We start from the raw sequence: 23206 nt of genomic DNA, 5'->3' as shown, positions 1-23206 counted from the left end.
TATAAATTTTAGGCTTAATTTTTTAATTAAAATAAGCCTAAAATTTTGCTTCATTTTTTATATCATTTAGCTTTTTAACGGCCTCGTCAAAGTCATCAGAATTTATAAAAACATTAATATTTTCATTTTTCTTATAGACTTTATCGTAGTATTTTGTTAGTAAAATTTCAGCTACTTTAGCAATGTCATTTTCATTAAATTTAGCCACAGCTTCATCTCTAGCTTTTTTATCGATAAATGGCGAAATTTTCTTTATACACTCGTCAAAAAAAGCTTTATCCACACTTTTATAGTCATCCACTATACAAGAAATTCTTTTTTCTAAACTTGCGCTCACTTCGACATTTATGCCACTACGCATAGCCTCATAAAGACTTTTTGGCAAGCTTAATGAGCCTATCCTTCTGCTCTCACCCTCAATAAAGCAAATTTTATCTTTTAGCGTGATGAGCTTTTCAAACAACGCATCTTCAAAGCTTTTTTGGCTTGGCTGCGCGCCATTTATCGCTCCAAAGACAGATCCTAAATGATTTGCCATAGCTTCAAGGTCTATTGATGGGCTTAGAGCCCTTATTAGCTTACTTTTATAGCAGCCAGTATTTCCAAAAAGAGTGATAAATTTCGTGCTCAAAGGTCGATTTAGAAATTCTAAAACGTGATTTCTATAAGCTTTATAGCCACCACTAAGCCTAAAAACTCTATATCCTATCATGCTTAGCACATAGCCAATAGAATTTGATCTAAGCCCGCCTTTAGCGCAGTAGATACCAATAGCTGAACCAACCTTGGCTCTTTTATAAACCTCATCAATGATATTTTGTAAATTTTTGCAGATATATTTTGCGCCAAGGCTCTTTGCTAGGGATCTATCGCTTTTATAGAGCGTGCCTACCTCTTTATGTTCTGCATCATTTAAAGCATATAAATTTATGGCATCTTTTATGTGAGAATATAAAAATTCATGTGGCGATCTTGCGTCTATTAAAATTTCAAAAGAGCTTCTTTTCTCTAGCCACTGCTCTACATCAAGCTCAAATAACGGCACTAAATGCCTTTTTTAGTTTCTCAAAAAGTGGATGAAATGGTGTGCCATTTACTCTCACATCAGAGATAGTGGTTATAAAATTTGTATCTCCGCTCCACCTTGGCACAAGGTGATAATGCACATGCTCAGCTATCCCAGCTCCCGCTGCTTTGCCTAAATTCATACCTATATTTACGCCATTAGCATAAAGCTCTTTTTTTAAAATTTCAACTCCAAGCCTTACAAATTTACTCATCTCAAACCAAGTCTGCTCATCAAGCTCTTCGATCTTGTCGGTATGCTGATTTGGTATTATCATAAAATGCCCTGGAGAATACGGATATAAATTCATAATCCCAAAACAATGTTTAGCTCGAAAAAGTACGCCATTTTTATCATCATCATCTGAGTTTATAACATCACAAAAAACACAGCTATCTTTTTTAGCGCTAAAGTATTCGCTTCTCCAAGGGGCACAAAGGTGCTGCATTACTCGCCCTCCTTTATCTTTTTGACGGCATTTTTTATATCATCTTGTCTCATAAAATGCTCTCCTATCAAGAAAGCATCTACGCCTATTTTACTTAGCTCTCTAAGCTGTTCATGCTCGTAAAGACCGCTTTCAGCGACTATTATCTTGCCATTTGGCAAAAGTGGTATGAGCTTCTCACAAAGGCTCATATCCATCGTAAAATCATCTAAATTTCGGTGATTTATACCTATTATATTTGCTCCTGCAAAGATAGCTTTTTTCACATCACTCGCATCGTGAGTTTCAACCAAAACTTCAAGACCTAAATGATGAGCGTAGTCTAAAAACTCTTTTAGCTCGTTTTGAGTTAGTGCTTTTGCGATGAGCAAGATAAAGTCTGCCCCATAAACAAGAGCTTCAAGAATTTGATACTTATCAACGATAAAATCTTTTCTAAGGATCGGCCTTGAGGCGTAGCGGCGAACTTGCGTGATGTATTCAATATCGCCTTTAAACCAATGTGGCTCAGTCAAGATACTAAAAGCATTTGCGTATGGCTCGTATTCCTGGGCTATTTTTATCGGCTCAAAGTCTTCTCTTATCACGCCCTTACTTGGGCTTGCTTTTTTGATCTCGGCTATGATTCTTATAGGCTCATTTTGACTTGCTCTAAGTGCATTTAAAACATCTCTTGGCACGTATGGATTGTACGCTAGCGAGCGACCAAGCCACTCCTCAGGGAAGTCTATTTTTCTTTTTTCAAGATCATCTTTAGTCTTTTTTATTATCTCATCAAGTATCATTTTTTAAGCCTTTTGTTTAGATTTATTATACAGCGCTCTATTAGGTGCAAATGCTCTTTTGCCTCTTTTGAAGCTCTAAAATCAACATCTTTCATCGCATGCTGTATAATGCTTTTTGCCTTTTTGCACTCACCAAGCTTAAAATATCCCCACGCTAGCGAATCCTCGTAATAAGGCGAATCAGGCGAGATATCAAGTGCCTTTTGCACAAGCTCTATACCCTTTCTAGGGTCAATATCATGATCTATCAGCAAGTAGCCATAATAGTTAAAAAACATATCATTTTCTAGCTTTGGCACGCTAGCTTCAAATTTATCTAAAATTTCAGCCATTTTTTGTTCGTTCAAGTTATCTTTATTCATCTCGTATTCGTAAATCGCGGCTTTTGCTAAAAAATTTAAATCCCTGCTATCGTTATAAATTTTAACAGCAAGTATGTATGCGTCACCAAAATTACTAGTTGCCGCATAAAGATCCATAAGTGCCACATCGTTGTAGCTATATTTTTTTAAAATTTCAATTGCTGCTTTGTAATTTTTATCATAGATAAAAAACTGCACGATCTTATCAATATATGAAGTATCGTGATTTAGCTCATAAAGCTCTTCAAAGAGCTCGATCACTTTTGGGAAATTTCTTTGCTGGGAGTAAATTTCAGCCAAAAGCTCGCAAGTCTTTAGTGTGCAGCCTTGTTCATCTCTAAAATTTTCAAGATATTTTGTAGCGTCTTTTATCTTATCCATGCGATTTATCAAAATATCAACGATGCGGAGCAAGTTTTCTTCTTCTTGCTTTAGTGAGTATGCCTCTTCAAAGTATTTTAAGGCTGTTGCTGCCTCATTTTGCATCATACAAATAGTGCCAAGCATTAGTAAATTTTGAGCATTTGGCTCTTTTGTAGCAAGCTCTTGCATTAAACTTTTAGCTTCATTTAGCTTTGAAAGATTTACTAAATTTGCCACCTTTATACGTATAAAATCGCTGTCGTCTTTTAAGCTTTTTTCGCCTTCACTTATCAAAGCATCTAAATTTTCATTTTTTGTAGCAAAGGCGAGTTTGATCGCCTCTTTTAAATAAGCTTTTTGATTTGTATCTTTAAAAATGTTTGAGTAAGCTTGAATGCTAGCATTCACATCTCCGCTATCTTGAAACAATAAAGCCTGCATTAGACGTAAATTTATACTTTTATTATCATCAGCCAAAAGTAGCTGCGAGTTAAAAAATACGCTCATAAAAATTACTAAAATTTTACGCCAATGCATTCTGCTTTTAACTCCTTTAAATTTTTTTTAAAATAATCCCAAAATGGAAAAGTCCTACATTGCTGTGGCCTTAGCTCATAAACTGAGCAGTTTTTATTTTTTTCATCAAAAAATACACAAGCAAAGCCATCTTCATAAGGCTTCTCTTTTATGCTACACCTTAGCCCAACTCTTATTAAAAACTGCTTTTCAAACTCATCTTTACTCATATGAAATGCGGTGCAAAATTTTGAAATTTCTTCTTCATTTATCCAAGTGTAGCCACTCTCTCCCGTGCAACACTTGCCACCGCAGTTCTCGCAAAAACTAGCATCAAACTCATAGTTAAAGCCTTGCACCCTCACGCTAGCCCCTGATAATCAACGCTGTTTGTATCAGCTTTTTTAAAAATTTCAATCGCCTCTTTTGTATGCGAGCCATTTTCACTCATCACTAAAGGTGGCAAAATTTTTAGCTTTGAGTTTGAATTATTTCTCACCTCAAATAAGGCCAAATTTGCTGGCTTATCTGCCTTTGTATGAATAAATTTTAGGTTTACTAAATTTAGCTTAAACTCTTTTAGGCACATTGCGATCTGGCTAAGATCATCAGGTGCATAGCAAAAAAATGCCCTTTTGTGAGGCTTTAAATTTATGCTTATACCTTTTATAAAGTCTTTTAGACCCAAAGAGCTTGTGTATCTACTAGCCTTTATATGCTCATCTTCGCTCTGCTTTGCACCCTCGTGATAAAATGGCGGATTTGATACGATGAGGTCAAATTTCTCACTATCTTTAAAATTCGCAAAATTAGCATTTATAATTTCTGCTTCCAAGCCGTTCTTGCTGGCATTAAATTTAGAAATTTCGCCATTTATCTGCAAGATATCAAGCAAGCTTAGGCTGGAATTTTTAAAGTCGCGTTTAAGCAAAAGCCCAAGTATCCCGCACCCTGCGCCAACGTCTAAAATCCTGCCTGAAAAATTTTTCAAACTTGAGCTTATAAAATCATAAAGTACCAGCGTATCGCTGTTGTAGCGATAGCCACTTTTTAGCTGAGTCAAGATCATCTATAAACCTTGATGATAAAGCCACGCGTGACATCTTTTACGATCACTTCTGAGCTAAAGCTGATCCTTGCAAAATCGCCAAATTCTTCTTTTATAAGCTCGGCTGCTGCCTTTGCGCGCTCTTTACCAACGCCATAATTTACATAGTTATTTAGCCTGCCAAGATCGTCTTTTTTGATGCTTTGCGCCACATTTGATGGGATGACAAAATTTTTCTTATCTACGATCGGAATTATCTCATAAAGGTAGTTTGAGTTAAATCTTTGCAAAAATTCGCTCACTCTATTCTTGCACATCACGCTAACCTTATCTTTTGCATCCATATCATCACACTCAAGACTAGAGATCAAAACTAGCTTTGTTGGCGTCTCTGGCTTAGTTGTCGCCTGCAAGATATTTTTTAAATTCACATTTTCATTTTCAAGCTCATCTTGCCTATTTAAATTTTGCTCGATATCTTTTTGAAGTTCGATAATTTTGGCATTTACTGGACTTCCTTTTACGCTAGATGAGCTAAGTTCATTTATTTTAGAATTTAACCTCTCAATCGTCTTATTGCTCTCGTTTAACTTATGTTTTGCGCTTTCAAGCTCATTTTGTAAGCTTAGTAAATTTTTACCACCACTTTTATTACTATCAGCAAAAAGAGCTGATGTATCAGCTATCTTTTTTTGCAAAATATTTATTTGCTGACGCAAAATTTCATAATTTTGCATATCGATCTTTAGCGTCCTTTTTTGAGCTTCTAGCTCACTTTGCTTTGCTGCTAGCATTTGACTTGTTTGCGTGAGATTATTTTCTAGCTCTTTTATCTTTTCATCTTTTAAGTTTATCTTTGCACTTAAATTTTTTAACTCGCTGTCATTTAAACCAAGCTTTTGAGTCTGCAAAGAGATAGTTTGATTTTGCTCAAACAAAGTTTTTAAAAATTTATTTGTCTTTGTATCAAGCGTCTTTAGCTCATCTCGTGCATTTTTAAAGCTCTCTTCACTTAAATTTAGCTTTTTATTTAGCTCACTTAAACTTGCATTTGCATCTAAATTTTGCTTCTCTAGCTTTTTATTTATCAAATTTATCCGTTCAAGCTCTTTTTTAAGCAAGCTTATATTTTCATTTGCGAGTTTATTTTCCTGCTCACTTTTAAGATTTTTTTCTTTTAGATCATTAAAACTTTTATGAAGTGCCGCAAGAGAGGCGTTTAGCTCTAAATTTTTACCATTATAGTTTTCAACTGCCAAATCTTTTGAGTTTAAATTTTTCTTTATCTCATCAAGCTCATAAATTCTATCTTTTAAGGCGGTCTTGCTTGACTCAAGTGCTTCCTCAAGATCAATTATCTTATTTGCCTTTTTTGAAAGCTCATCCTCCATAACACTCTTTTGCGTTTCAAAGCCATCAGTTAGAGCGTTTATCTCTTTTTCATAGCTAAATTTTTGTGTCTTAGCGTCATTTTTTGCTCGCTCGATCTCCTCTTTTAAAAGCAAAATTTCTCTTTTTTCGTTTTTATCTTTTTCATTTTGAGTATTTTCATACTCTTTTATTAGCGCGTCTTTTTGAGCCAGCGTCGTATTTAGCTCTATATTTTGCTCTTTTAAAGCTGTGTAATTTGCCTCAGCTGCCTCTTTAAATTTAGCAAAATTTGCTTCGATATCTTTTACCTTACTTTCATCACCATTTTTTGCCTCATTTATCGCATTTTCAAGGTCTATTATCTTTTTTTCATAGGCTTTTGAGCTCTCTATCATATCAGCTTGAGCTTCATTTAGCCGTTTTGTGAGAGTTTGTATATTTTCAAAGTGTTGTGCTTCAAGCTCGCCTAGCGTCTTTTGATTTTTCTCAACTATCTCATTTTTTTCATTTTCTATATTTTTTTTCATCTCTGAAATTTTGCTTATAAAGTCTAAATTTTTCTCGCTAATATCGACATTATCAGTAGCTAAAATTTTATTTTTTTTACTTAGCTCACGAACTTGTTCTTGAAGTTCGTTTACATCATTTGATAAATTTTGATCGTTCGTTTCAGTAAAATTTTGGATATAGCTTTTTGGAGTTATATATCCGCCATATTCGTAAAGATCGTCTTTACTGATGTATTTTTGTCTCTCTTCTTCTGGCAAATTATCAAAATTTATAGAATAAATCGTTTGATTAGTATCTTTTGGTGTCTCATCTTCTTTTGGAGATTTAAAAAACGATAGGCAAAAGCCAGCTATCAAACAAAAAATAGCTAGTAAAATTTTATTTATCAAGCTTATGCCTTGCCCTTTAGAATGTCTTTTATGACGTGATGAGCGTGATTTAGAGCAACGACTATTGAGCCGCCATTTTTTAGTACTATATCACCGCCCACATAAAGTCCTGGTACGCTACTTTGGTAGTTGCTATCAACTATTGGAGTGCCTTTTTCATCAATTTTTATCTGACATTTTTGTAAAAAATCAACCGGACTTGAGCCACCTATTGCATAAACAACTCTATCATAAACGCGAATTTTGCCATTTTCGTAATGCACTCTAACTTTGCCTGATTCGTTATCTATCTCTTTTATATCGTGATTTAGCCTAACTTTTATCTTGCCGTGCTTTTCTAGCTCCCAAAGTGCGCTTAAATTTGTCTCATTTACGCGGCTAAAATTATCTTTTCTATAAGCGATTGTGGTTTTATTGTATTGGCAAAGCTCGATCGCATACTCAACTGCTGAGTTTCCGCCACCTACAACAAGCACCTTTTCGCCGTTCGTACAGCTATCAAGATTAAAATTTACAACCGAGTTTAGTGAAGGCGGGATTTTATAATCAGGCTTATTTGGTCGTCCCATTTTGCCAATTGATATCATCACATTTTTAGCTTCATAGACGGCTTTTGAGGTAGTTACTTTAAAATTTTCTCCATCTTTTTTCACGCTCTCTACTTCAGAGTTAAAAAAAGCTTCGATCTTTTCAGTATCAAGCAGCTTGTCAAAATAATCAAGCGTGCTCTCTTTCGTGCCATCCTCAAATGAAACTACGCCATGTATCGTGCTATCTTGCCCTTTATACTCTTTATCTACGCGTTTATTATCTTTATAAAATTTTCTTATCGTTTGGCTGTGATTATCGCCTTTTTCAAGAAGCAAAACGTTGTTTAAGCCATTTCTTTTTGCCTCAACTACACTAGCAATTCCACAGGGTCCGCCACCAACAACAATTAGATCATAAACATTTACCATCTTTTTCTCCAAATTTTATAATTTTAAGCTTTTTTAACTAGATCAGCCATCAAAAATGCAAGCTCAAGTGCCTGATCAGCATTTAGCCTTGGATCACATTGTGTTTCATATCTTTGCTCAAGCGAGCTTTCAGTGATATTTAATGCCCCACCCGTACACTCAGTCACGTCTTGGCCTGTCATCTCAAGATGTACGCCGCCAGCTCTTGTGCCCTCAGCTTTGTGAATTTCAAAAAAGCTTCTAACTTCACTTATTATCTTGTCAAATTCTCTGGTTTTGTAGTTATTTGAGGTTTTTACGGTGTTGCCATGCATCGGATCGATACTATAAACGATATTTAGCCCTTCTCGCTTTAGCTCTCTTAAAATTTTTGGTAAATTTTCGCCTATCTTATCAGCGCCCATTCTGATTATCACATTTAGTCTACCAGCTTCATTTTCTGGATTTAGCTTATTTGCAAGTGTGACGACATCTTCAGCCTTTGCACTTGGTCCGATCTTTACGCCGATAGGATTTTTTACACCGCTTAAAAAATGCACGTGAGCGTCGTTTATACCACGCGTTCTTTCACCTATCCAAAGCATATGAGCCGAGCAGTCGTACCACTCACCACTAAGACTATCAACTCTAGTTAAAGCCTCCTCATAAGGCAGTAAAAGTGCCTCGTGAGATGTATAAACCGCGGTTTGATTTATGACTGGCGTATTTGCTGAAGTTATGCCACAAGCTGCCATAAATGAAAGCGTCTTTGTTAATTCATCAGCTAGTTTTGCGTATTTCTCGCCGATCTCTGGCTTTTTGACAAAGCCTAAATTCCACTTATGGACTTGATGAAGGTCGGCCAAACCGCCTCTTGAAAAGGCTCTAAGTAAGTTCATCGTAGATGCACTTTGATAATACGCCTCGATCATGCGTTTTGGATCAGGCACTCTTGCCTTTTCGTCAAATTCAAAGCCATTTATGATATCGCCTCTATAGCTTGGAAGCTTAACGCCATTTGCCTCTTCAAAATCGCTACTTCTAGGCTTTGCAAACTGCCCTGCTACGCGGCCCACTTTGACCACTGGATAGCCACCTGCAAAGGTTAAAACTATCGCCATTTGAAGTAAAACCTTAAACATATCTCTGATGTTGTTTGCATTAAAATTTGTAAAGCTCTCAGCACAGTCGCCACCTTGAAGCAAAAATGCCTCGCCATTACAAACTTTTGCAAGTTCTTCTTTTAAACTTCTAGCCTCGCCAGCAAAGACCAAAGGAGGAAGTGATTTTAATTTTTCTTCGACTTCTTTAAGCTCTTTTAAATCTGGGTAATTTGGTTGTTGCAAGATATTAAATTCTCTCCAGCTATCGCGGTTCCAAGTCATTTATTTTCCTATCTTTTTTGCCTTAAATTAGACGCTGATTATATCACGGCAAACTTAAAAAATAAAAGCCATTAATGGGTTATTAAAGATATTTTGCCTACAATCGCTACTTTAAATTTACCCAAAAAAAGAGAAGATTTTTTTCATGATAAAAGGCATTTTTTATTCGCTTTTGGCATCAGTTTTATTTAACTGCATTTACTACATGTCAGTGCTTATGAATCCAATTAGCACGCAAGCTCTTATTGGATACCGCATGATCTTTGCCATGCCTTTTGTCATCGCCGCCATTTTTTTGTTAAAACAGCAGCGAAATTTCAAATTTTTACTTCTAAAAATAAAGCTAAAACCTAAAATTTTACTAGTTTTGCTTGCTACCTCGCTCATCGTCTCATTTCAGATGTGGCTCTATCTCTGGGCTCCAAGTAACGGCGCAGCGCTAAAAGTCTCGATAGGCTACCTCATCATGCCAATAGTCATGGTCCTTTTTGGACGGATATTTTTCAAAGAGCACCTCTCAAAAACAAAGTTAGCATCGATATTTTTCGCTGCCATTGGCGTCTTTAGCACAGCAGTCATTAGTGGTGGCATCTCGTGGGAGAGCGCTGTAGTTTTTTGCCTTTATCCAGTCTATTTTACCATTAGAAAGTACTACAACCTTGCAAATTTCTCAAGCTTTGTTATAGAGATAATTTTTATGTTTTTATTCTCATTTTATTTTGCGCTCACAGCCGATATGGACTACGTAATGAGCCAAAATCCAAACATTTACTATCTACTCATCTTGCTTGGTGCTATCAGCGGCATAGCCCTCATCGCCCAGATCCTCTCAAGCACGCTCGTGCCGATAAATGTACTAGGTTTGCTTACATATTTTGAGCCTATAATGATGCTTTTTGTCTCATTTGCTATCGGCGAGAGACTGGAAAAAAGCTCATACTTTTTGATGATCTGCCTAGCCATCTCTGTCACGCTTTTGATGATAGATAGTATAAATTCTATAAAAGGTGACAAAAATACCAAGACTAAATGAGAGCCAAAAAGGCGTTATTCTCGCGCTTAGCGCCTTTTTTATGTGGGGATTTTTGGCGGTTTATTTCAACCTATTTAGCAAAGATGTCGATGCTTATGAAATTTTAGCCCACAGAGTCATTTGGTCATTTTTCTTAATGGCTGGAGTGCTTTATTTTAGTGGCAGAATGGGTGAAATTTTTGCTTTACTTAAAGATATTCGTTCGCTAAAAACCTTATTTTTGAGTGGTATATTTATCACCACAAACTGGGGCGTTTATGTATATGCGGTTAGCAATGGCAAAATTTTGGACACAAGCTTGGGCTATTTTATAAATCCACTAATAAGCATGCTCCTTGGCGTTATCATCTTCAAAGAAAGGCTAAATAAAAGCGGAATTTTAGCCATTTGTATAGTCGTTTTAGCCATTAGCGTACAAATTTATGCCCAAAGCGGATTGCCATTAGTTTCCATTATCTTGCCGCTTTCATTTGGATTTTACGCAGTAGTTAGAAAGATGGCAAAGATTAGCGCATTTAACGGGCTTTTTATAGAGACATTTTTTATGTTCCCATTTGCACTTGCTTACGTCCTTTACATAGCATTTTTAGGTAAAAGCCATTTTGGACTAAACGAAGACTCACTTTTAATGATCGCTTCAAGCATCGTAACTATCGTGCCACTTGTCGCATTTAACGCAGCTGCAACAAGGATAAATTTAACCACGATTGGCTACTTGCAATACATCTCGCCGACCATCGCGATCCTTTGTGCGGTCTTCATTTACGGCGAAAATTTGGACGGCTACAAGGTCATCTCGTTTTGTATGATCTGGCTGGCACTTGCGATAATTAGCATAGATAAATTTAGAAAAAGGAGTAAAAATGAATAGTGTGACGATTTATTTGCTACTTGCATTTTTTGCAGCGCTTATTTTATATTTTCAGATACAAAAACTAACCAGAAAGCTCGACAAAGAGGGGGCGGTGCCAGCTTATCAAAAGGCTGCGCAGGAGATTTTAGAAAATTTAAGCAATGCTGAGAAATATCCAAAATTTTGCAATGTAATATTTAAAAAAATAAACGCCTTAAGGCAAGATATTTTATTTGAAGATGCGCTAAATAGTGAGTCTGAGAAGGATAAAGCATTAGATGCCTTAGAGCAAATAAGAGAAAAACTGGAAACTTTATCAAAGCAAGAGAATTTAAGCTGGGAGAGCGAACTCTTTGCGATCTTGGACGAGCTTGATGGCTTTATAAAGATAAATTTCAAAAACGGCGAAAATAGAGCCGAAGAGCTAAGAGAGGAGCTAAAGAGAGAATTTGATGGGCTGTGAAAAGATACTTAAAAGGTCTGAAGCTATAAAATAACAAAAACTAAGGATAGAAATATGATAAGCGATAATTTAAAAAATGAAATTTTAGATGGGTTTAAATATTTTACAAATAGATACGTTCAGGGTACAAAATACAGCAAATACGAAAAAATAACACGTGACAAATTAAGTAATTTTCGTGAAAATTTGATCAAATTTACAGATAATACTTTTAAAAATTTTACAAGTGAGCGTAATGGAAATTGGCTAAAAGCAGATGGTAAAACTATTGCAAGATATATATGGAATAGATATCAACCTTTTAAGAATGAGTCTCATTTGGTTGTTTATTTTGCCGTTTTAGCAGAACCAAGTAATTTTTATGTATCTATAGGACTAACTGACACAAAACTAAGCGATACAGAAGAAAATCTAAAAGATGAAATATATAACTTCCTAGAGTCAGAATGCAAAAAGATACATATTCCTGGCTTCAAGCTCGATAAACTTGCATGGGAAAAGTATATATACTTTACCATAGAAAATATATATACTTTTACAACTCTTGACTACACAAGCTTACTTAATGCACTAACAAATGTATATAAGCTGGCATATGACAAATTTTATAAAAACATAGAAAACAACAGACAAAATAATAGTGATAACAAAGGATATGAAATGACAAATGATGACAAAAAATTAACTTATCCCCTTAATCAAATTTTATACGGTCCTCCTGGAACTGGAAAAACATATAACGTTGTTCGTAAAGCACTAGAAATTATAGAAGGCAATGCGTCAGATGATATGTCTAAATTTAAAAGGTATATTGAAAGCGGACAAATAAAATTCGTAACATTCCACCAAAGCTATGGATATGAGGAATTTGTCGAGGGGATTAAGGCCAAAAATGATACCAACGGAAATTTGAAATACGAAGTAGAGGATGGCGTATTTAAGGCTCTATGCCAAGTAGCAAAAAAGAAAAATGAGATAATAGTAAAAACAAAAGATGACAACAAAATCATAAATGAGGAGAATTTTAAGGAGCTATACGATAGCTATGTTTTGACTTTACCAGAATACTCTACATCGCCATCAAGCAAAGTTTTAACTACTCAAACTGGATATGAATTTTATCTATATAAAAACACAACTCCATCTATAGTCGTTCGCGCAAAAAACGGTTCGTCGCCCATGTCTGTCGCATACAGCAAGCTTAAAAGAGTATTGTTTGATGGTGAAGAGTACACATATTCATCATATGAACCAAAGATAATTGATGACATGAGGCTAGATATACAAAAATACATAGTAGATAATAGCTCTAAAAACTATGTCTTAATCATCGACGAGATCAATCGCGGGAATATCTCTAAAATTTTTGGTGAGCTCATAACTCTAATAGAGCCGTCAAAAAGGCTAGGGGCAGATGACGAGATAATGGTCGAGCTGCCATATTCAAAAGAGAAATTTGGAGTGCCATCAAATTTATACATAATAGGCACGATGAATACAGCAGATCGTAGCATAGCCCTTATGGATACGGCACTTAGAAGAAGGTTTGAATTTGTGGAGATGATGCCAGAATACAATAATCTAAAAGAAGTTGCTGGCATAGATATCGGACAAATGCTAAAAACGATAAACAAACGCATAGAGTATCTTTACGACAGAGATCACACGATAGGACATGCTTATTTTATAAATGTGTCAGACATGGAAATGCTTGCAAATGTCTTTAAAAACAAAATTTTACCGCTGCTACAAGAGTATTTTTATGACGATTGGGAAAAGATAAGGCTAGTACTAGGAGATAATGGGTTTATAAAAGAAAAAGAGAAAGATAGAAAATTGCTTGTGTTGGATGGCAAAGAATACGAAACTGATAAAATTTTATATGAGATAAAATTTGAAGCCTTTAAAGAGCCAGAAAACTATATAAAAATTTACGAATGAAACAAAACGCAAAGCAATGACCAAATACTTAATAGAGTTTGAAAAATTTCGCCCGGAAGATAACCAAGACCTATTTAAAGCCATAGATACCTTTACTAGAGAAAATTTTGCCGCAGTAGAGTTTTTAAAGCTCGGCAGAGATAAGAAGGGCGATTTTTTACAAGCTCAAAACTATGTCGGTATCATCCAAACAAAAAGTGGCGATAGCCTTGAGATACTTCCTAAAATCCACGATAACGACAATGGCAACAATAAAGAAGCGGTAGAAAATTCTAAAAGAATTTTACTGAGAATGTTAAAAACTTTAAAAAACCATCCATTTAAAAATATAAACATAGCAAATTTAAAAAGCCTAAATTTACCGCTTCTTGAAATTTTTATATCAATGTTCCTCGACGAAGTATCAAAACTCGTAAAAATAGGCATAAAAAGCGACTATGTAGAGCTTGAGGATAATCTAAAATTTTTAAAAGGAAAGCTAAAAATCTCGGAACAAATACGTAAAAATATCGTCCATAAAGAGAGATTTTACGTTTGCTATCAGGAATTTTCCATAGATAGAGCCGAAAATCGCCTCATAAAAAGTACGCTTGAGTTTTTATACAGGCACTCAAAATCAAGCAGAAATCAACGACTCATTAGGGAATATTTATTTATTTTTGATGAAATTTCATCTAGCTCTGATATAAACGCGGACTTTAGCCGATTAAAACTAAATCGCCAAACAAAACACTATGAGCAAGCGCTTTTATGGAGTAAGATATTTTTACAAAATAAGTCGTTTAGCCCGTATAGAGGTAGCGATGTGGCTTTTGCTTTGCTATTTGATATGAATGTGCTCTTTGAAAGCTATGTTGGAAATTTTATTAAGAAAAAGCTTCCTAACGTCATACTGCAACACTCAGAAAAGCACCTCGTAGAAAATCCAAAGAGCTTTAGATTAAGGCCTGATATATTTTTAGAAAGCAAATTTATAGCTGATACAAAATGGAAGATCATAAAGTCAAGAGATAATATCTCACAAGCTGACCTATATCAACTTTACTCTTATGGTAAGAAATACGAGTGCGGTAGGCTTTATCTTGTCTACCCAAGAATAAGTGGTGTTGACCAAAAAGCTATGAAATTTAGATATGAAAACAATATGTGGCTTAATGTTTTATACTTTGATTTAGAAAAAGACGAGATTGCTAGAAATTTACTAGTCTAAAGTACTTTTTAAAGTCTCTTAAAATTCCACTCTAATTTTCTATTTCTTAATAAGTGGATTGCAACTCATCAGAGCAACCATTAAAGCTTCGCTTTTAGAGCCATTATCCTCTTATATGAAGCATCGATTCGCTCTTTGCTGATCTTTTTCTCGTTTACTGCATCGACTATGATTTGAGCGACTAGATCGGCCGTTCTTTGGTTATTTATCTTGAACTCGCTAAAGAGCAAGATGTCGCCACCAGCGTTTATAAATTTCACCACTTTTTGAGCCAAAGCTTCGTCGCCAACGCCTTTCATCAGCATATCATCGCTTATGACTACGCCATTAAATTTAAGCTCATTTCGCAAAAGATCGGTTATTATTTTTTTAGAAAGTGTGGCTGGATTGTCCTCGTCGATGCCCTTTACAAAAAGGTGTCCTACCATGATGATCTGCGCTCTACCAGTGCTTATGGCGTCTTTATATGGCAAAAGCGCGTCTTTGCTTAGCGTGACTTCGCTCTTATTTTTATGCGAGTCCTCTTTTGAGCTGCCGTGTCCCGGAAAATGCTTAAGCGTCGTTAAAATGCTCTGCTCTTTAAATGCGTCCATAAAGGCATCAGCATAGATCACCACCTTGCTTGCATACTCGCTAAACGCCCTTTGCTTAGCAGCGATGATCGGAGAGTTTTCATCGTGCAGATCGACCACTGGAGCGAAATTTAAATTTATGCCACACTCTTTTAAATTTGTAGCCATTTTTGAGTAGAGATCGTATGCACTTTTGATATCAAGCGTACTTGCGACCTCGTATGCGCTAAGATATGGGCCATCAAAGCTCTTATCCTTCATGCGGCTTACGTTGCCGCCCTCTTCGTCGATAGCGATAAAAATTTTAGGACTTTTCTCTTTGATAGCTTTTATGCTAGCTTTTAACTGGGCTTTATTGGTGACGTTTCTGCCAAGTAGCATCACACCACCGAATCTCTCATATCCAGCGTCACTTAACATCGCGCGAAACGCAGCGTCCTTTGTGCTAGCTCCGTTAAAACCAACCATTATCATCTGCGAGATTTTGGCTCTTAGGCTCACTTCAGCGCCGTTTAGCCCCAGAGCAAAAATAGCCACAAAAAGTATAAATTTAAAAGCTTTCATCTTCTTCCCAAAAGCGATTTTACGCTCTCAAAAACGTCTTTGCCATTTAGCATATTTTCAACCTCACTGGCAATCGGCACGTATATGCCCTTTTCTTTAGCGATCTTGCTAATAGCCCTTGCAGTATCGACGCCCTCTGCCACCTCGCCAAGCTCATTTAAAATTTTCTCTAATCTCTCGTGCCTTGCGATGCCAAGACCTACACGGTAGTTGCGTGAAAGTATCGATGAAGCGGTTAAGAAAAGATCCCCTGCACCGCTTAGCCCCATAAATGTCTCATCTTTTGCGCCAAAAAATTTACCAAATCTAGCCATCTCGACAAGCCCACGTGAAATGAGACTTGCCCTTGCGTTGTTGCCAAGACCAAGGCCGTCACAGATGCCACCAGCTATGGCGATCACGTTTTTATACGCCCCACACACCTCAGCGCCGATCACGTCATCAGAAGTATATGCTTTCATATAGCTTGGAAAAAAAGAGGCAAATTTTAAAGCTAAATTTTCATTTTTAGAATTTACCACCAAGGCACAAGGAAGCTTTTGCATGATCTCTTTTGCAAATGTTGGTCCTGAGAGAAAGGCCAAATTTTCTCTATCCACAAAGTCTTCATAAATTTCATTTAGAAATTTAAGATTTGCCGTGTCTATGCCCTTGCTAGCGACTAGGATCTTTTGACCTTTGTTTTTGTAGTTTTGTTTTAGCCATAAATTTGTAGCTTGCGTTGAGATCGTGCAGACTAGATATTCGCATTCCAAAGCTTCATCCAAGCTTACAAAATTTGGCATCTCTCTTGGCGTTCTTGAGCTGATGACGCACTCGTTATTTTCACTAAATGAGTGAAATAGCGCACTGCCCCACTTGCCAGCTCCGATGACTGCTATGTTCATTTTAGCCCTTTTTTAGCCTATTTTGGCCTTTAAAAGCTCATTGACCTTGCCTGGGTTAAAGGCGCCCTTGCCCTCTTTCATCACCTGACCGACAAAGAAGCCAAACATCTTATCTTTACCGTTTTTATACTCTTCGACTTTGTCAGTATTTGCAGCCAAAATTTGATCTATGATCGCAATGATCGCTGAGTCGTCGCTCACTTGTTTTAAGCCAAGCTTTTCAATGACGCTATCAACGTCCGCGTCGTTTTCCATTAGATAGTCTAGCACCTCTTTTGCAGCCTTGCCGCTTATCGTTCCATCTTCTATGCGCTTTAGTAAATTTATCATCTTAGCGCTGCTAACTGGGCTTGTCTCGATCGTTACGCCGTTATTTAAGCGGCCAAGAAGCTCGACTATTAGCCATGTAGTAGCAAGCTTTGGCTGAATTCCAGCGGCGATCAGCTCTTCAAAATATCTAGCCATCTCAACGCTTTGAGTTAAATTTAGAGCATCACTCTCTTTTACGCCTAGCTCGCTAACGTATCTTGCGACCTTTTGCTCGGCAAGCTCTGGAATTTTTATCGCTTCGTTATACATATCTTCTGAGATCTCAACTGGCAACAAATCAGGGTCAGGAAAGTACCTATACTCCGCGCTATCCTCTTTGCCACGCATTGATCTTGTCACTAAATTTGTCGTGTCAAACAGCCTTGTCTCTTGATAGACTTCTTGGTCGTATTTGCCATCTTCCCAAGCTGCACTTTGGCGCTCTACTTCGTAGTCAATCGCTTTTTGGATAAATTTAAATGAGTTTAGGTTTTTTATCTCAACCCTTGTATAAAGCTTGGTATCGCCTTTTGGACGGATAGAGACATTTGCGTCGCAGCGAAAGCTACCTTCCTGCATATTTGCATCGCTAATGTTTAAAAAGCGAAGGATTGAGTGTAGTTTTTTAAGATAAGCCACTGCCTCATCGCTACTTCTAAGATCTGGTTCGCTAACTATCTCAAGAAGCGGTGTGCCGGCTCTGTTTAGATCAACCAAACTCTCGGTTTCTTCATGGATGTTCTTTCCAGCGTCCTCTTCAAGGTGTGCTCTTGTTACGCCGATGCGTTTTTTAGTACCATTTACGTCGATTATTAGCTCGCCACCTTCTACGATAGGTATCTCAAACTGAGAAATTTGATATGCCTTCGGAAGGTCTGGATAGAAGTAGTTTTTTCTATTAAAGACTGATTTTTTATTGATCTTAGCATTTATCGCTGTGCCAAAACTGATAGCCTTTTTTACAGCCTCTTTGTTTAGCACAGGTAGCGCTCCAGGCAAAGCTAAGCAGGTCGGACAAACGTGAGTATTTGCCTCGTCGCCAAAGCTAGTCGAGCAAGAGCAGAAAATTTTAGTTTTTGTATTAAGCTGAGTGTGAACTTCTAAACCGATAACGACTTCAAACATATTTTTACCTTTAAATTTATGCAAATTTTTAAGGCATATTTTAGCGATACTTTCTTTTAAAATATCTAAAAATGAGCGTTTTGACTGGAAAAATAAAGAATGTGATTTAAAAATTTAAAGAGTTTTAAAAAGGAAAAAGCCATATAAAAATATGGCTTTAAATTTTAATGCTCGTGCTCACTAATAGCAACAGCACCAGCTAGATAAACGTAAGTTAGCATCATGAAAATAAATGTTTGCAAAACAGCCATAAGTGTTAGAAGCGCAAAAGCTGGAAGTGGAGCAAACCAAGGTGCAAGTGTAAGCATTGCTAGCAAGAACAAATCATCTCCCTTGATATTACCAAAAAGACGAAATGATAGCGAAACTACACGTGAAAGATGTGAGATGACTTCAACTGGAAACATAATAGGAGCTAGAAATTTATTCGGTCCCATAAAGTGTCCAAAGTATTTGAAAAATCCATTTTCTCTAATGCCCTCAAAGTTGTAATAAACAAATACAACTAAAGCCAAAACTAGAGTTAAATTTAGACTTGAAGTTGGCGACTCAAATCCAGGAATAATACCTACAACATTTGAAAAAAATACGATAAAACCGATAGTTGCAACAAGTGGAAGATATTTCCTTGCTAGTTTTTCACTACCTAAAGTATCTCTTCCCATCGATATAACGCCCTCTAAATAAGCTTCAACTATATTTTGAAGACCTCTTGGCACAAGTTGCATCTTACTCCTTGCTATATAAGCAACTATGATAACAATCAAAGCTACAAGCAGAAAGTGAAACGCATAGATAAAGGCGTGGGAGTTATTTAGGAAATTTGAAAATAGAAACAAATCTTTCATTAATTTACCTTGGATTTAGAATTTTGCGTGATTGTAACAAAATTATTGTTAAAACATTTTTAATTTTAAACTCTGAAATAATCTAAAAGCAATTTACAAATAGTCACCGCAACTACCACTAGAAACATTATTCTAATAAATTTTACCTCTTTTTTAATGACAAGATTTGATCCAAAATATGCACCTAAAATTTGACCAACTGCCATCAAAAGTCCAACAGCCCAAAGCATCTGTCCGCCGGCTATAAAAATGCCAAGAGCAACGATATTGCTAGTAAAATTTAAGAGTTTCGTATGAGCAACAGCCTTTTTTAAATTTAGCCCAATCAATGCCACTATCGCAAATGTCCAAAAAGAGCCTGTTCCTGGACCAAAAAAACCATCATAAAAGCCAAGCATTAGTCCAAAAACTACATAAAATAGTTTTTCATTCATCTTTGCAGCTCTATCATTTTCGCCGACTTTTGGCATAAAAAGCGTATAGATAAAAATAGCAATCAGTAAAAATGGGATAATTATCTTTAAAAAATTTGTATTTAAAAATAGGATAACCACCGCTCCGATGATAGCTCCAATAAAAGTAAAGATGATACCTACAAAGCACTCTTTATAATTAATTAATCCCCGTTTTGTGAAATTTAAAGTCGCTGTAAAGCTACCAAAGACACCTTGAAGCTTATTTGTACCAAGTGCAAGGTGTGGTGGCACGCCCATCGCCATAATAGCTGGAAGCGTTATAAGCCCACCTCCACCAGCGATAGAATCGATAAAACCACCTAAAAACGCAGCTATAAAAAAAACGACATAGCTAAGTAGATCAAAATCCATTTTTGCTCTTTTGATAATTGAAATAAAAGCAGATTGTAATTTATTTGTACTTATCTTTTTGTAAAATTTTTATATTTAAAATGAGAGATTTTTGAAATTTATAAATTTAAACGAGCCTTTAGATCTAGCTCAAAGACTCGTTTATTAAAGTGATTACTTAATAACGCCACAAAGCATTCTAGCACCGCCACCGCCAAGTGCTTTTGGATTGTCGCTGTGATTATCACCACCAACATGAACCATTAATGAGTGACCTTTTAGCTCGTCAAGACTTTTTATCTTTGGGGCTAGCACTGGATAGTTTGCATTGCCATCAGCATCTACGTAAAGCGCTGGCAAATCGCCCTTGTGGCCTTTGTCATCCCATGCAAAAGAGTGCATTTTTGTGCCAGCTGGATCCCAGTGACCGCCTGCTTTCATGCCAAGGCCTTTTTCAGTCGCACCACAGTCAGCATTTTCATGGATGTGAAAGCCGTGTAGTCCTGCAGTAAGTCCCTTTAAATTTGGAAAAAATGCAACGCCGTAATTTGTCTTAACAGCTACTACTTCGCCGACACTCTTGTCGCCCTTCTCGCTTAGCTCGTTAACAGGTATAACTAGATGCTCTCCGGCTTTTACATCAAAGTGATGGCCTTCGTGAGCAAAAAGCAAAGTTCCTAAAACTGCACTTAGTAAAACGATTTTTTTCATACAAGCTCCTTATGGATAAAATTGTATTGAAAGTCTATCCTAAATTTAAAAATTTAGCAATAATTTTTATTTTTTGAGATTTTTTACGATAGTTTCTAGTTCTTTGCTCTGCCCTATCCTATAAAGCGCAAAGTCGTATTTGATGGGATCAAGCTTATCAAATTCCCTAAGCCTATTTGTAAGCTCCATGACCGCTTTGAAATCGTAGCTCTTTCTATTTATAAGTCCTAAATTTAAAGAAACTCTATGCGTATGCACATCAAGCGGTATCAAAAGCTTATCTTTTGGCAAATTTTTAAATAGTCCAAGGTCAATATCGCTATCTCTAACCATCCAGCGAAGATACATGTTATAGCGTTTATATGGGCTTTGTGGCTCTTTGTCAAAACTCTTACCAAAGAAAAACTCATATCCACCTGAGCGGTAAGAATTTAGCTTATATATAAATTTAATAAGCTCATTTACGCCATCTATCATTTCGCCTTTTTTTGCAAGACCTTGGCGTAAAATTTCCTCTATCTCGCCCTCTTTTTTAAGGCGTGAAAGAGTGATAAAAATTTCTCTTACATCATTTTCATTTTGAAAGCGGTATTTGAAATTTGATAAATTTTTTTTGATATTTTGCTCACTCTCATCAAGCAAACCAAAATCAAGCGAATTTAGAAATTTCACTATCATTTTTGCATTACCATAAGCAAATAACGCACAAATGAGTGCTATGTTTGGCTCTTTAAATTTAGTGGCTACTTGAAGTGGATCTGGGGCTTCAAACAGCCCCAAATTTGTATTTTTGCTAAGTACGTGTGAGTCTAAAAGGCTCTTTAGCTCACTCATTGTTTTAATGAAAGAAGCGTGTCAAGCATTTGATCAACTGTTGTGATGATCTTTGCCGCTGCGCCGTAACTTGCTTGAAAACGGATCAAATTTGTAAGCTCTTCGTTCGTATCTACGCCACTTGTTGATTGAAATTCCTCTTCAGCTGTCTTTTGCAAAGATGTATTTGTATCGTGGATCGTATTATTTGCCTCTGTATCACTCGCCATGTCAGTCGTAAGATAGCGGTAATATCCCTCGATCGTCTCATCTCTATCAAGCGCTATACCACTTGAGTAAAAGGTCTGCTTTTGATACTGAAGCTGGATCATTTTATTTGCAACTTCATTATTTCCGATAACTGGCTTTGAGTAGGCACGAAGCTTTGTGTGGTCTTGGGTAAAATTTTGATTTATGCCGATACTATTTGAGTCAGTACCTGAAAAAAATCTATTTATGCCAACAGCGCCTGGAAAATTTGTACCGTGATCGACTATCGATATGCTATAAAGCCCTTGAGCTTGTTTTGGAATGAGAGAAAATGTACCTTTTTTAGTATTTTTATCATAAAAATATGATGCCTCGAAAAAGTCATCAACGTCATTTAGCATATTATTGTCTTTATTGTCATCTGAGTTTGAGTTAAAGTCTTTGACGATAGAGTTGCCATATCTTGTATCATTCATCGTCGTCGTGCCATTTACATTTATAGTTTTTCTGGCCACGACATTGCCTTTGTTATCATAAACAATAGCTTCAAAACTTCCATTTCTTATACTATTATCATGATTCATCAACGTCTTATCGCCTTCTAAATAACTTATCGGATCTGAGTTAGAAATTTCAACCGCGGATTCGGCATAGATATTATTTGTACTTGTTATCAAGGTTTTACTAAATGTATTTAAATTATCAATATATTTTTGGATCGTTCCGTCGCTAAATTTATCATTATCTGGCTCGTAGTTTCTACCCCTAAGATCAAGTGCAGCTCCGATTTTACCACCTGTGATCTTTTCTTCCATTGGGATTCTTCTGCCATCTTCTCTTTCATAATAAATTTTTGTATATCGTCCACTTTCAGTTGAACTCATAGAAATTTCATGAAAATTTACACCATCAACGATACTTACACCGCCAATATTTAGATTGTAGTATTTTCCTTGATCTGTTATTCCTGTATCTACCCTAGAATTGCTCTTTAGATCACTTTTATAAACTGCTGTATTTACCAGCTTTGACATCGCAAGCTCAAGCTCATCACGTTTATCACGAAGATCATTTGCATTTATTTTTATACCAGCGTCCGCGCCTGATTCTATTCTTTGGATTTGCTTATTAATGTTTGCTATTTGCCTGCCTAGCGAATTTATCTCTTTTATATTTATTTTTATCGTTTCATCGATCTTTTCATGCATATCATAAAGCATCTTTGACGAGCGGTTGATACTTGCAGTCAATACACTTGCTTTATTTATCAAATTTACTTTCTGAGCACCTGCATTAGGGTTTGAAGCAAAGTTATTCCACGCGGAAAAATACTCCTGAATATCCTTCACCATTCCATTATCTTTTAGATCAGGAAAATATTTTGTAGCTTCTTGCAAAATTCTTTGTTTATAGGCTGTATTTTCTAAATTTGACGATGAATATTTTAGTCTTGAGTAGGCAAACTCATCATGAAGTCTTGTTATAGTATCTACTTGTGTGCCTGTGCCAACTCCACCAGGTACTGTATTCATCGCTGGAGAAGCAGACTGGACAACACGCTGCCTTGTATAGTAGTTACTATCGGCATTTGCGATATTATTTCCGGTTGTACTTATTTGAAGCTGGGCCGCATTTAGCCCCGAAACACCCGTGCCTAATGACATAAAAATATTAGCCATC

22 protein-coding genes are annotated in these 23206 nt (G+C 36.3%); 5 read left to right on the top strand and 17 right to left on the bottom strand.

Going from position 1 to position 23206, the window contains the following annotated elements; genetic code table 11:
• Positions 1-37: 37 nt before the first annotated feature.
• The 9 genes from mnmH to F3H01_RS01120 are packed head-to-tail and all read right to left on the bottom strand — an operon-like array spanning position 38 to position 9181.
• Positions 38-1045: a tRNA 2-selenouridine(34) synthase MnmH gene (gene mnmH / locus F3H01_RS01160; RefSeq protein ID WP_087577098.1), complete on the bottom strand. Its 1008-nt coding sequence runs from the start codon at positions 1043-1045 to the stop codon at positions 38-40.
• Complete coding sequence (locus F3H01_RS01155; RefSeq protein WP_021091390.1) at positions 1032-1514, bottom strand: HIT family protein; 483 nt, start codon at positions 1512-1514, stop codon at positions 1032-1034. The genes mnmH and F3H01_RS01155 overlap by 14 nt, the downstream gene beginning before the upstream one ends.
• Complete coding sequence (gene trpC / locus F3H01_RS01150) at positions 1514-2299, bottom strand: indole-3-glycerol phosphate synthase TrpC (protein ID WP_087577099.1); 786 nt, start codon at positions 2297-2299, stop codon at positions 1514-1516. The genes F3H01_RS01155 and trpC overlap by 1 nt, the downstream gene beginning before the upstream one ends.
• Positions 2296-3561, bottom strand: a complete 1266-nt coding sequence (locus F3H01_RS01145; protein ID WP_149724559.1) for a tetratricopeptide repeat protein — start codon at positions 3559-3561, stop codon at positions 2296-2298. Before F3H01_RS01145 ends, trpC begins: the two co-directional genes overlap by 4 nt.
• Positions 3540-3905, bottom strand: coding sequence for a YkgJ family cysteine cluster protein (locus F3H01_RS01140; RefSeq protein ID WP_149724558.1), 366 nt, complete (start codon positions 3903-3905; stop codon positions 3540-3542). Before F3H01_RS01140 ends, F3H01_RS01145 begins: the two co-directional genes overlap by 22 nt.
• Entirely contained in the window at positions 3902-4609 is a 708-nt protein-coding gene (locus F3H01_RS01135) for a tRNA1(Val) (adenine(37)-N6)-methyltransferase (RefSeq protein WP_149724557.1), read from the bottom strand. Before F3H01_RS01135 ends, F3H01_RS01140 begins: the two co-directional genes overlap by 4 nt.
• Complete coding sequence (locus F3H01_RS01130) at positions 4606-6858, bottom strand: coiled-coil domain-containing protein (protein WP_149724556.1); 2253 nt, start codon at positions 6856-6858, stop codon at positions 4606-4608. The genes F3H01_RS01135 and F3H01_RS01130 overlap by 4 nt, the downstream gene beginning before the upstream one ends.
• Before the next feature lie 2 nt (positions 6859-6860).
• Complete coding sequence (locus F3H01_RS01125) at positions 6861-7817, bottom strand: NAD(P)/FAD-dependent oxidoreductase (RefSeq protein ID WP_103641514.1); 957 nt, start codon at positions 7815-7817, stop codon at positions 6861-6863.
• A gap of 23 nt (positions 7818-7840) precedes the next feature.
• Positions 7841-9181 carry a class II 3-deoxy-7-phosphoheptulonate synthase gene (locus F3H01_RS01120; RefSeq protein ID WP_149724555.1) on the bottom strand — a complete coding sequence of 447 codons (1341 nt, stop codon included), beginning with the start codon at positions 9179-9181 and terminating at the stop codon, positions 7841-7843.
• A gap of 145 nt (positions 9182-9326) precedes the next feature.
• Here F3H01_RS01120 and rarD (F3H01_RS01115) point away from each other — a divergent pair, with 145 nt between their 5' ends.
• Genes rarD (F3H01_RS01115) through F3H01_RS01095 form a run of 5 tightly spaced genes read left to right on the top strand, consistent with a single transcriptional unit; the run spans position 9327 to position 14681 of the window.
• Positions 9327-10214 carry an EamA family transporter RarD gene (rarD, locus tag F3H01_RS01115; RefSeq protein ID WP_009293763.1) on the top strand — a complete coding sequence of 296 codons (888 nt, stop codon included), beginning with the start codon at positions 9327-9329 and terminating at the stop codon, positions 10212-10214.
• Positions 10189-11085 (top strand): EamA family transporter RarD, encoded by an 897-nt coding sequence (rarD, locus tag F3H01_RS01110; RefSeq protein WP_223155304.1) that lies wholly within the window; start codon positions 10189-10191, stop codon positions 11083-11085. The genes rarD (F3H01_RS01115) and rarD (F3H01_RS01110) overlap by 26 nt, the downstream gene beginning before the upstream one ends.
• Positions 11078-11530, top strand: coding sequence for an aryl-sulfate sulfotransferase (locus F3H01_RS01105; protein ID WP_149724554.1), 453 nt, complete (start codon positions 11078-11080; stop codon positions 11528-11530). The genes rarD (F3H01_RS01110) and F3H01_RS01105 overlap by 8 nt, the downstream gene beginning before the upstream one ends.
• A gap of 54 nt (positions 11531-11584) precedes the next feature.
• Entirely contained in the window at positions 11585-13471 is a 1887-nt protein-coding gene (locus F3H01_RS01100; protein WP_107776542.1) for an McrB family protein, read from the top strand.
• Positions 13472-13487: 16 nt separating this feature from the next.
• Complete coding sequence (locus tag F3H01_RS01095) at positions 13488-14681, top strand: McrC family protein (protein ID WP_107776541.1); 1194 nt, start codon at positions 13488-13490, stop codon at positions 14679-14681.
• Between the two features lie 80 nt (positions 14682-14761).
• Here the strand turns inward: F3H01_RS01095 and F3H01_RS01090 are convergent, their stop codons facing one another.
• From F3H01_RS01090 to flgK, 8 genes are all read right to left on the bottom strand, one after another.
• Positions 14762-15817: a glycoside hydrolase family 3 N-terminal domain-containing protein gene (locus F3H01_RS01090; protein ID WP_149724553.1), complete on the bottom strand. Its 1056-nt coding sequence runs from the start codon at positions 15815-15817 to the stop codon at positions 14762-14764.
• Complete coding sequence (locus F3H01_RS01085; RefSeq protein ID WP_149724552.1) at positions 15814-16704, bottom strand: NAD(P)H-dependent glycerol-3-phosphate dehydrogenase; 891 nt, start codon at positions 16702-16704, stop codon at positions 15814-15816. Before F3H01_RS01085 ends, F3H01_RS01090 begins: the two co-directional genes overlap by 4 nt.
• A gap of 12 nt (positions 16705-16716) precedes the next feature.
• On the bottom strand, positions 16717-18138 hold the full coding sequence (gene gatB / locus F3H01_RS01080; protein WP_149724551.1) for an Asp-tRNA(Asn)/Glu-tRNA(Gln) amidotransferase subunit GatB: 1422 nt from the start codon (positions 18136-18138) through the stop codon (positions 16717-16719).
• 164 nt (positions 18139-18302) lie between these two features.
• Positions 18303-18986 (bottom strand): F0F1 ATP synthase subunit A, encoded by a 684-nt coding sequence (locus tag F3H01_RS01075; RefSeq protein WP_103628838.1) that lies wholly within the window; start codon positions 18984-18986, stop codon positions 18303-18305.
• A gap of 65 nt (positions 18987-19051) precedes the next feature.
• Positions 19052-19813, bottom strand: coding sequence for a TSUP family transporter (locus F3H01_RS01070; protein WP_149724550.1), 762 nt, complete (start codon positions 19811-19813; stop codon positions 19052-19054).
• Positions 19814-19966: 153 nt separating this feature from the next.
• Complete coding sequence (locus F3H01_RS01065; RefSeq protein WP_149724549.1) at positions 19967-20503, bottom strand: superoxide dismutase family protein; 537 nt, start codon at positions 20501-20503, stop codon at positions 19967-19969.
• A 66-nt stretch (positions 20504-20569) separates the two neighbouring features.
• Complete coding sequence (locus tag F3H01_RS01060; RefSeq protein ID WP_149724548.1) at positions 20570-21337, bottom strand: TIGR02757 family protein; 768 nt, start codon at positions 21335-21337, stop codon at positions 20570-20572.
• Complete coding sequence (gene flgK, locus F3H01_RS01055; protein WP_087580149.1) at positions 21334-23205, bottom strand: flagellar hook-associated protein FlgK; 1872 nt, start codon at positions 23203-23205, stop codon at positions 21334-21336. Before flgK ends, F3H01_RS01060 begins: the two co-directional genes overlap by 4 nt.
• Position 23206: the final 1 nt, after the last annotated feature.

Origin of the sequence: Campylobacter concisus (assembly GCF_902460875.1) — a bacterium.
Taxonomy (GTDB): Bacteria; Campylobacterota; Campylobacteria; order Campylobacterales; family Campylobacteraceae; genus Campylobacter_A; species Campylobacter_A concisus_AA.
The sequence above is the reverse complement of the archived record's forward strand: the minus strand, read 5'-3'. Positions and strand labels throughout refer to the sequence as shown.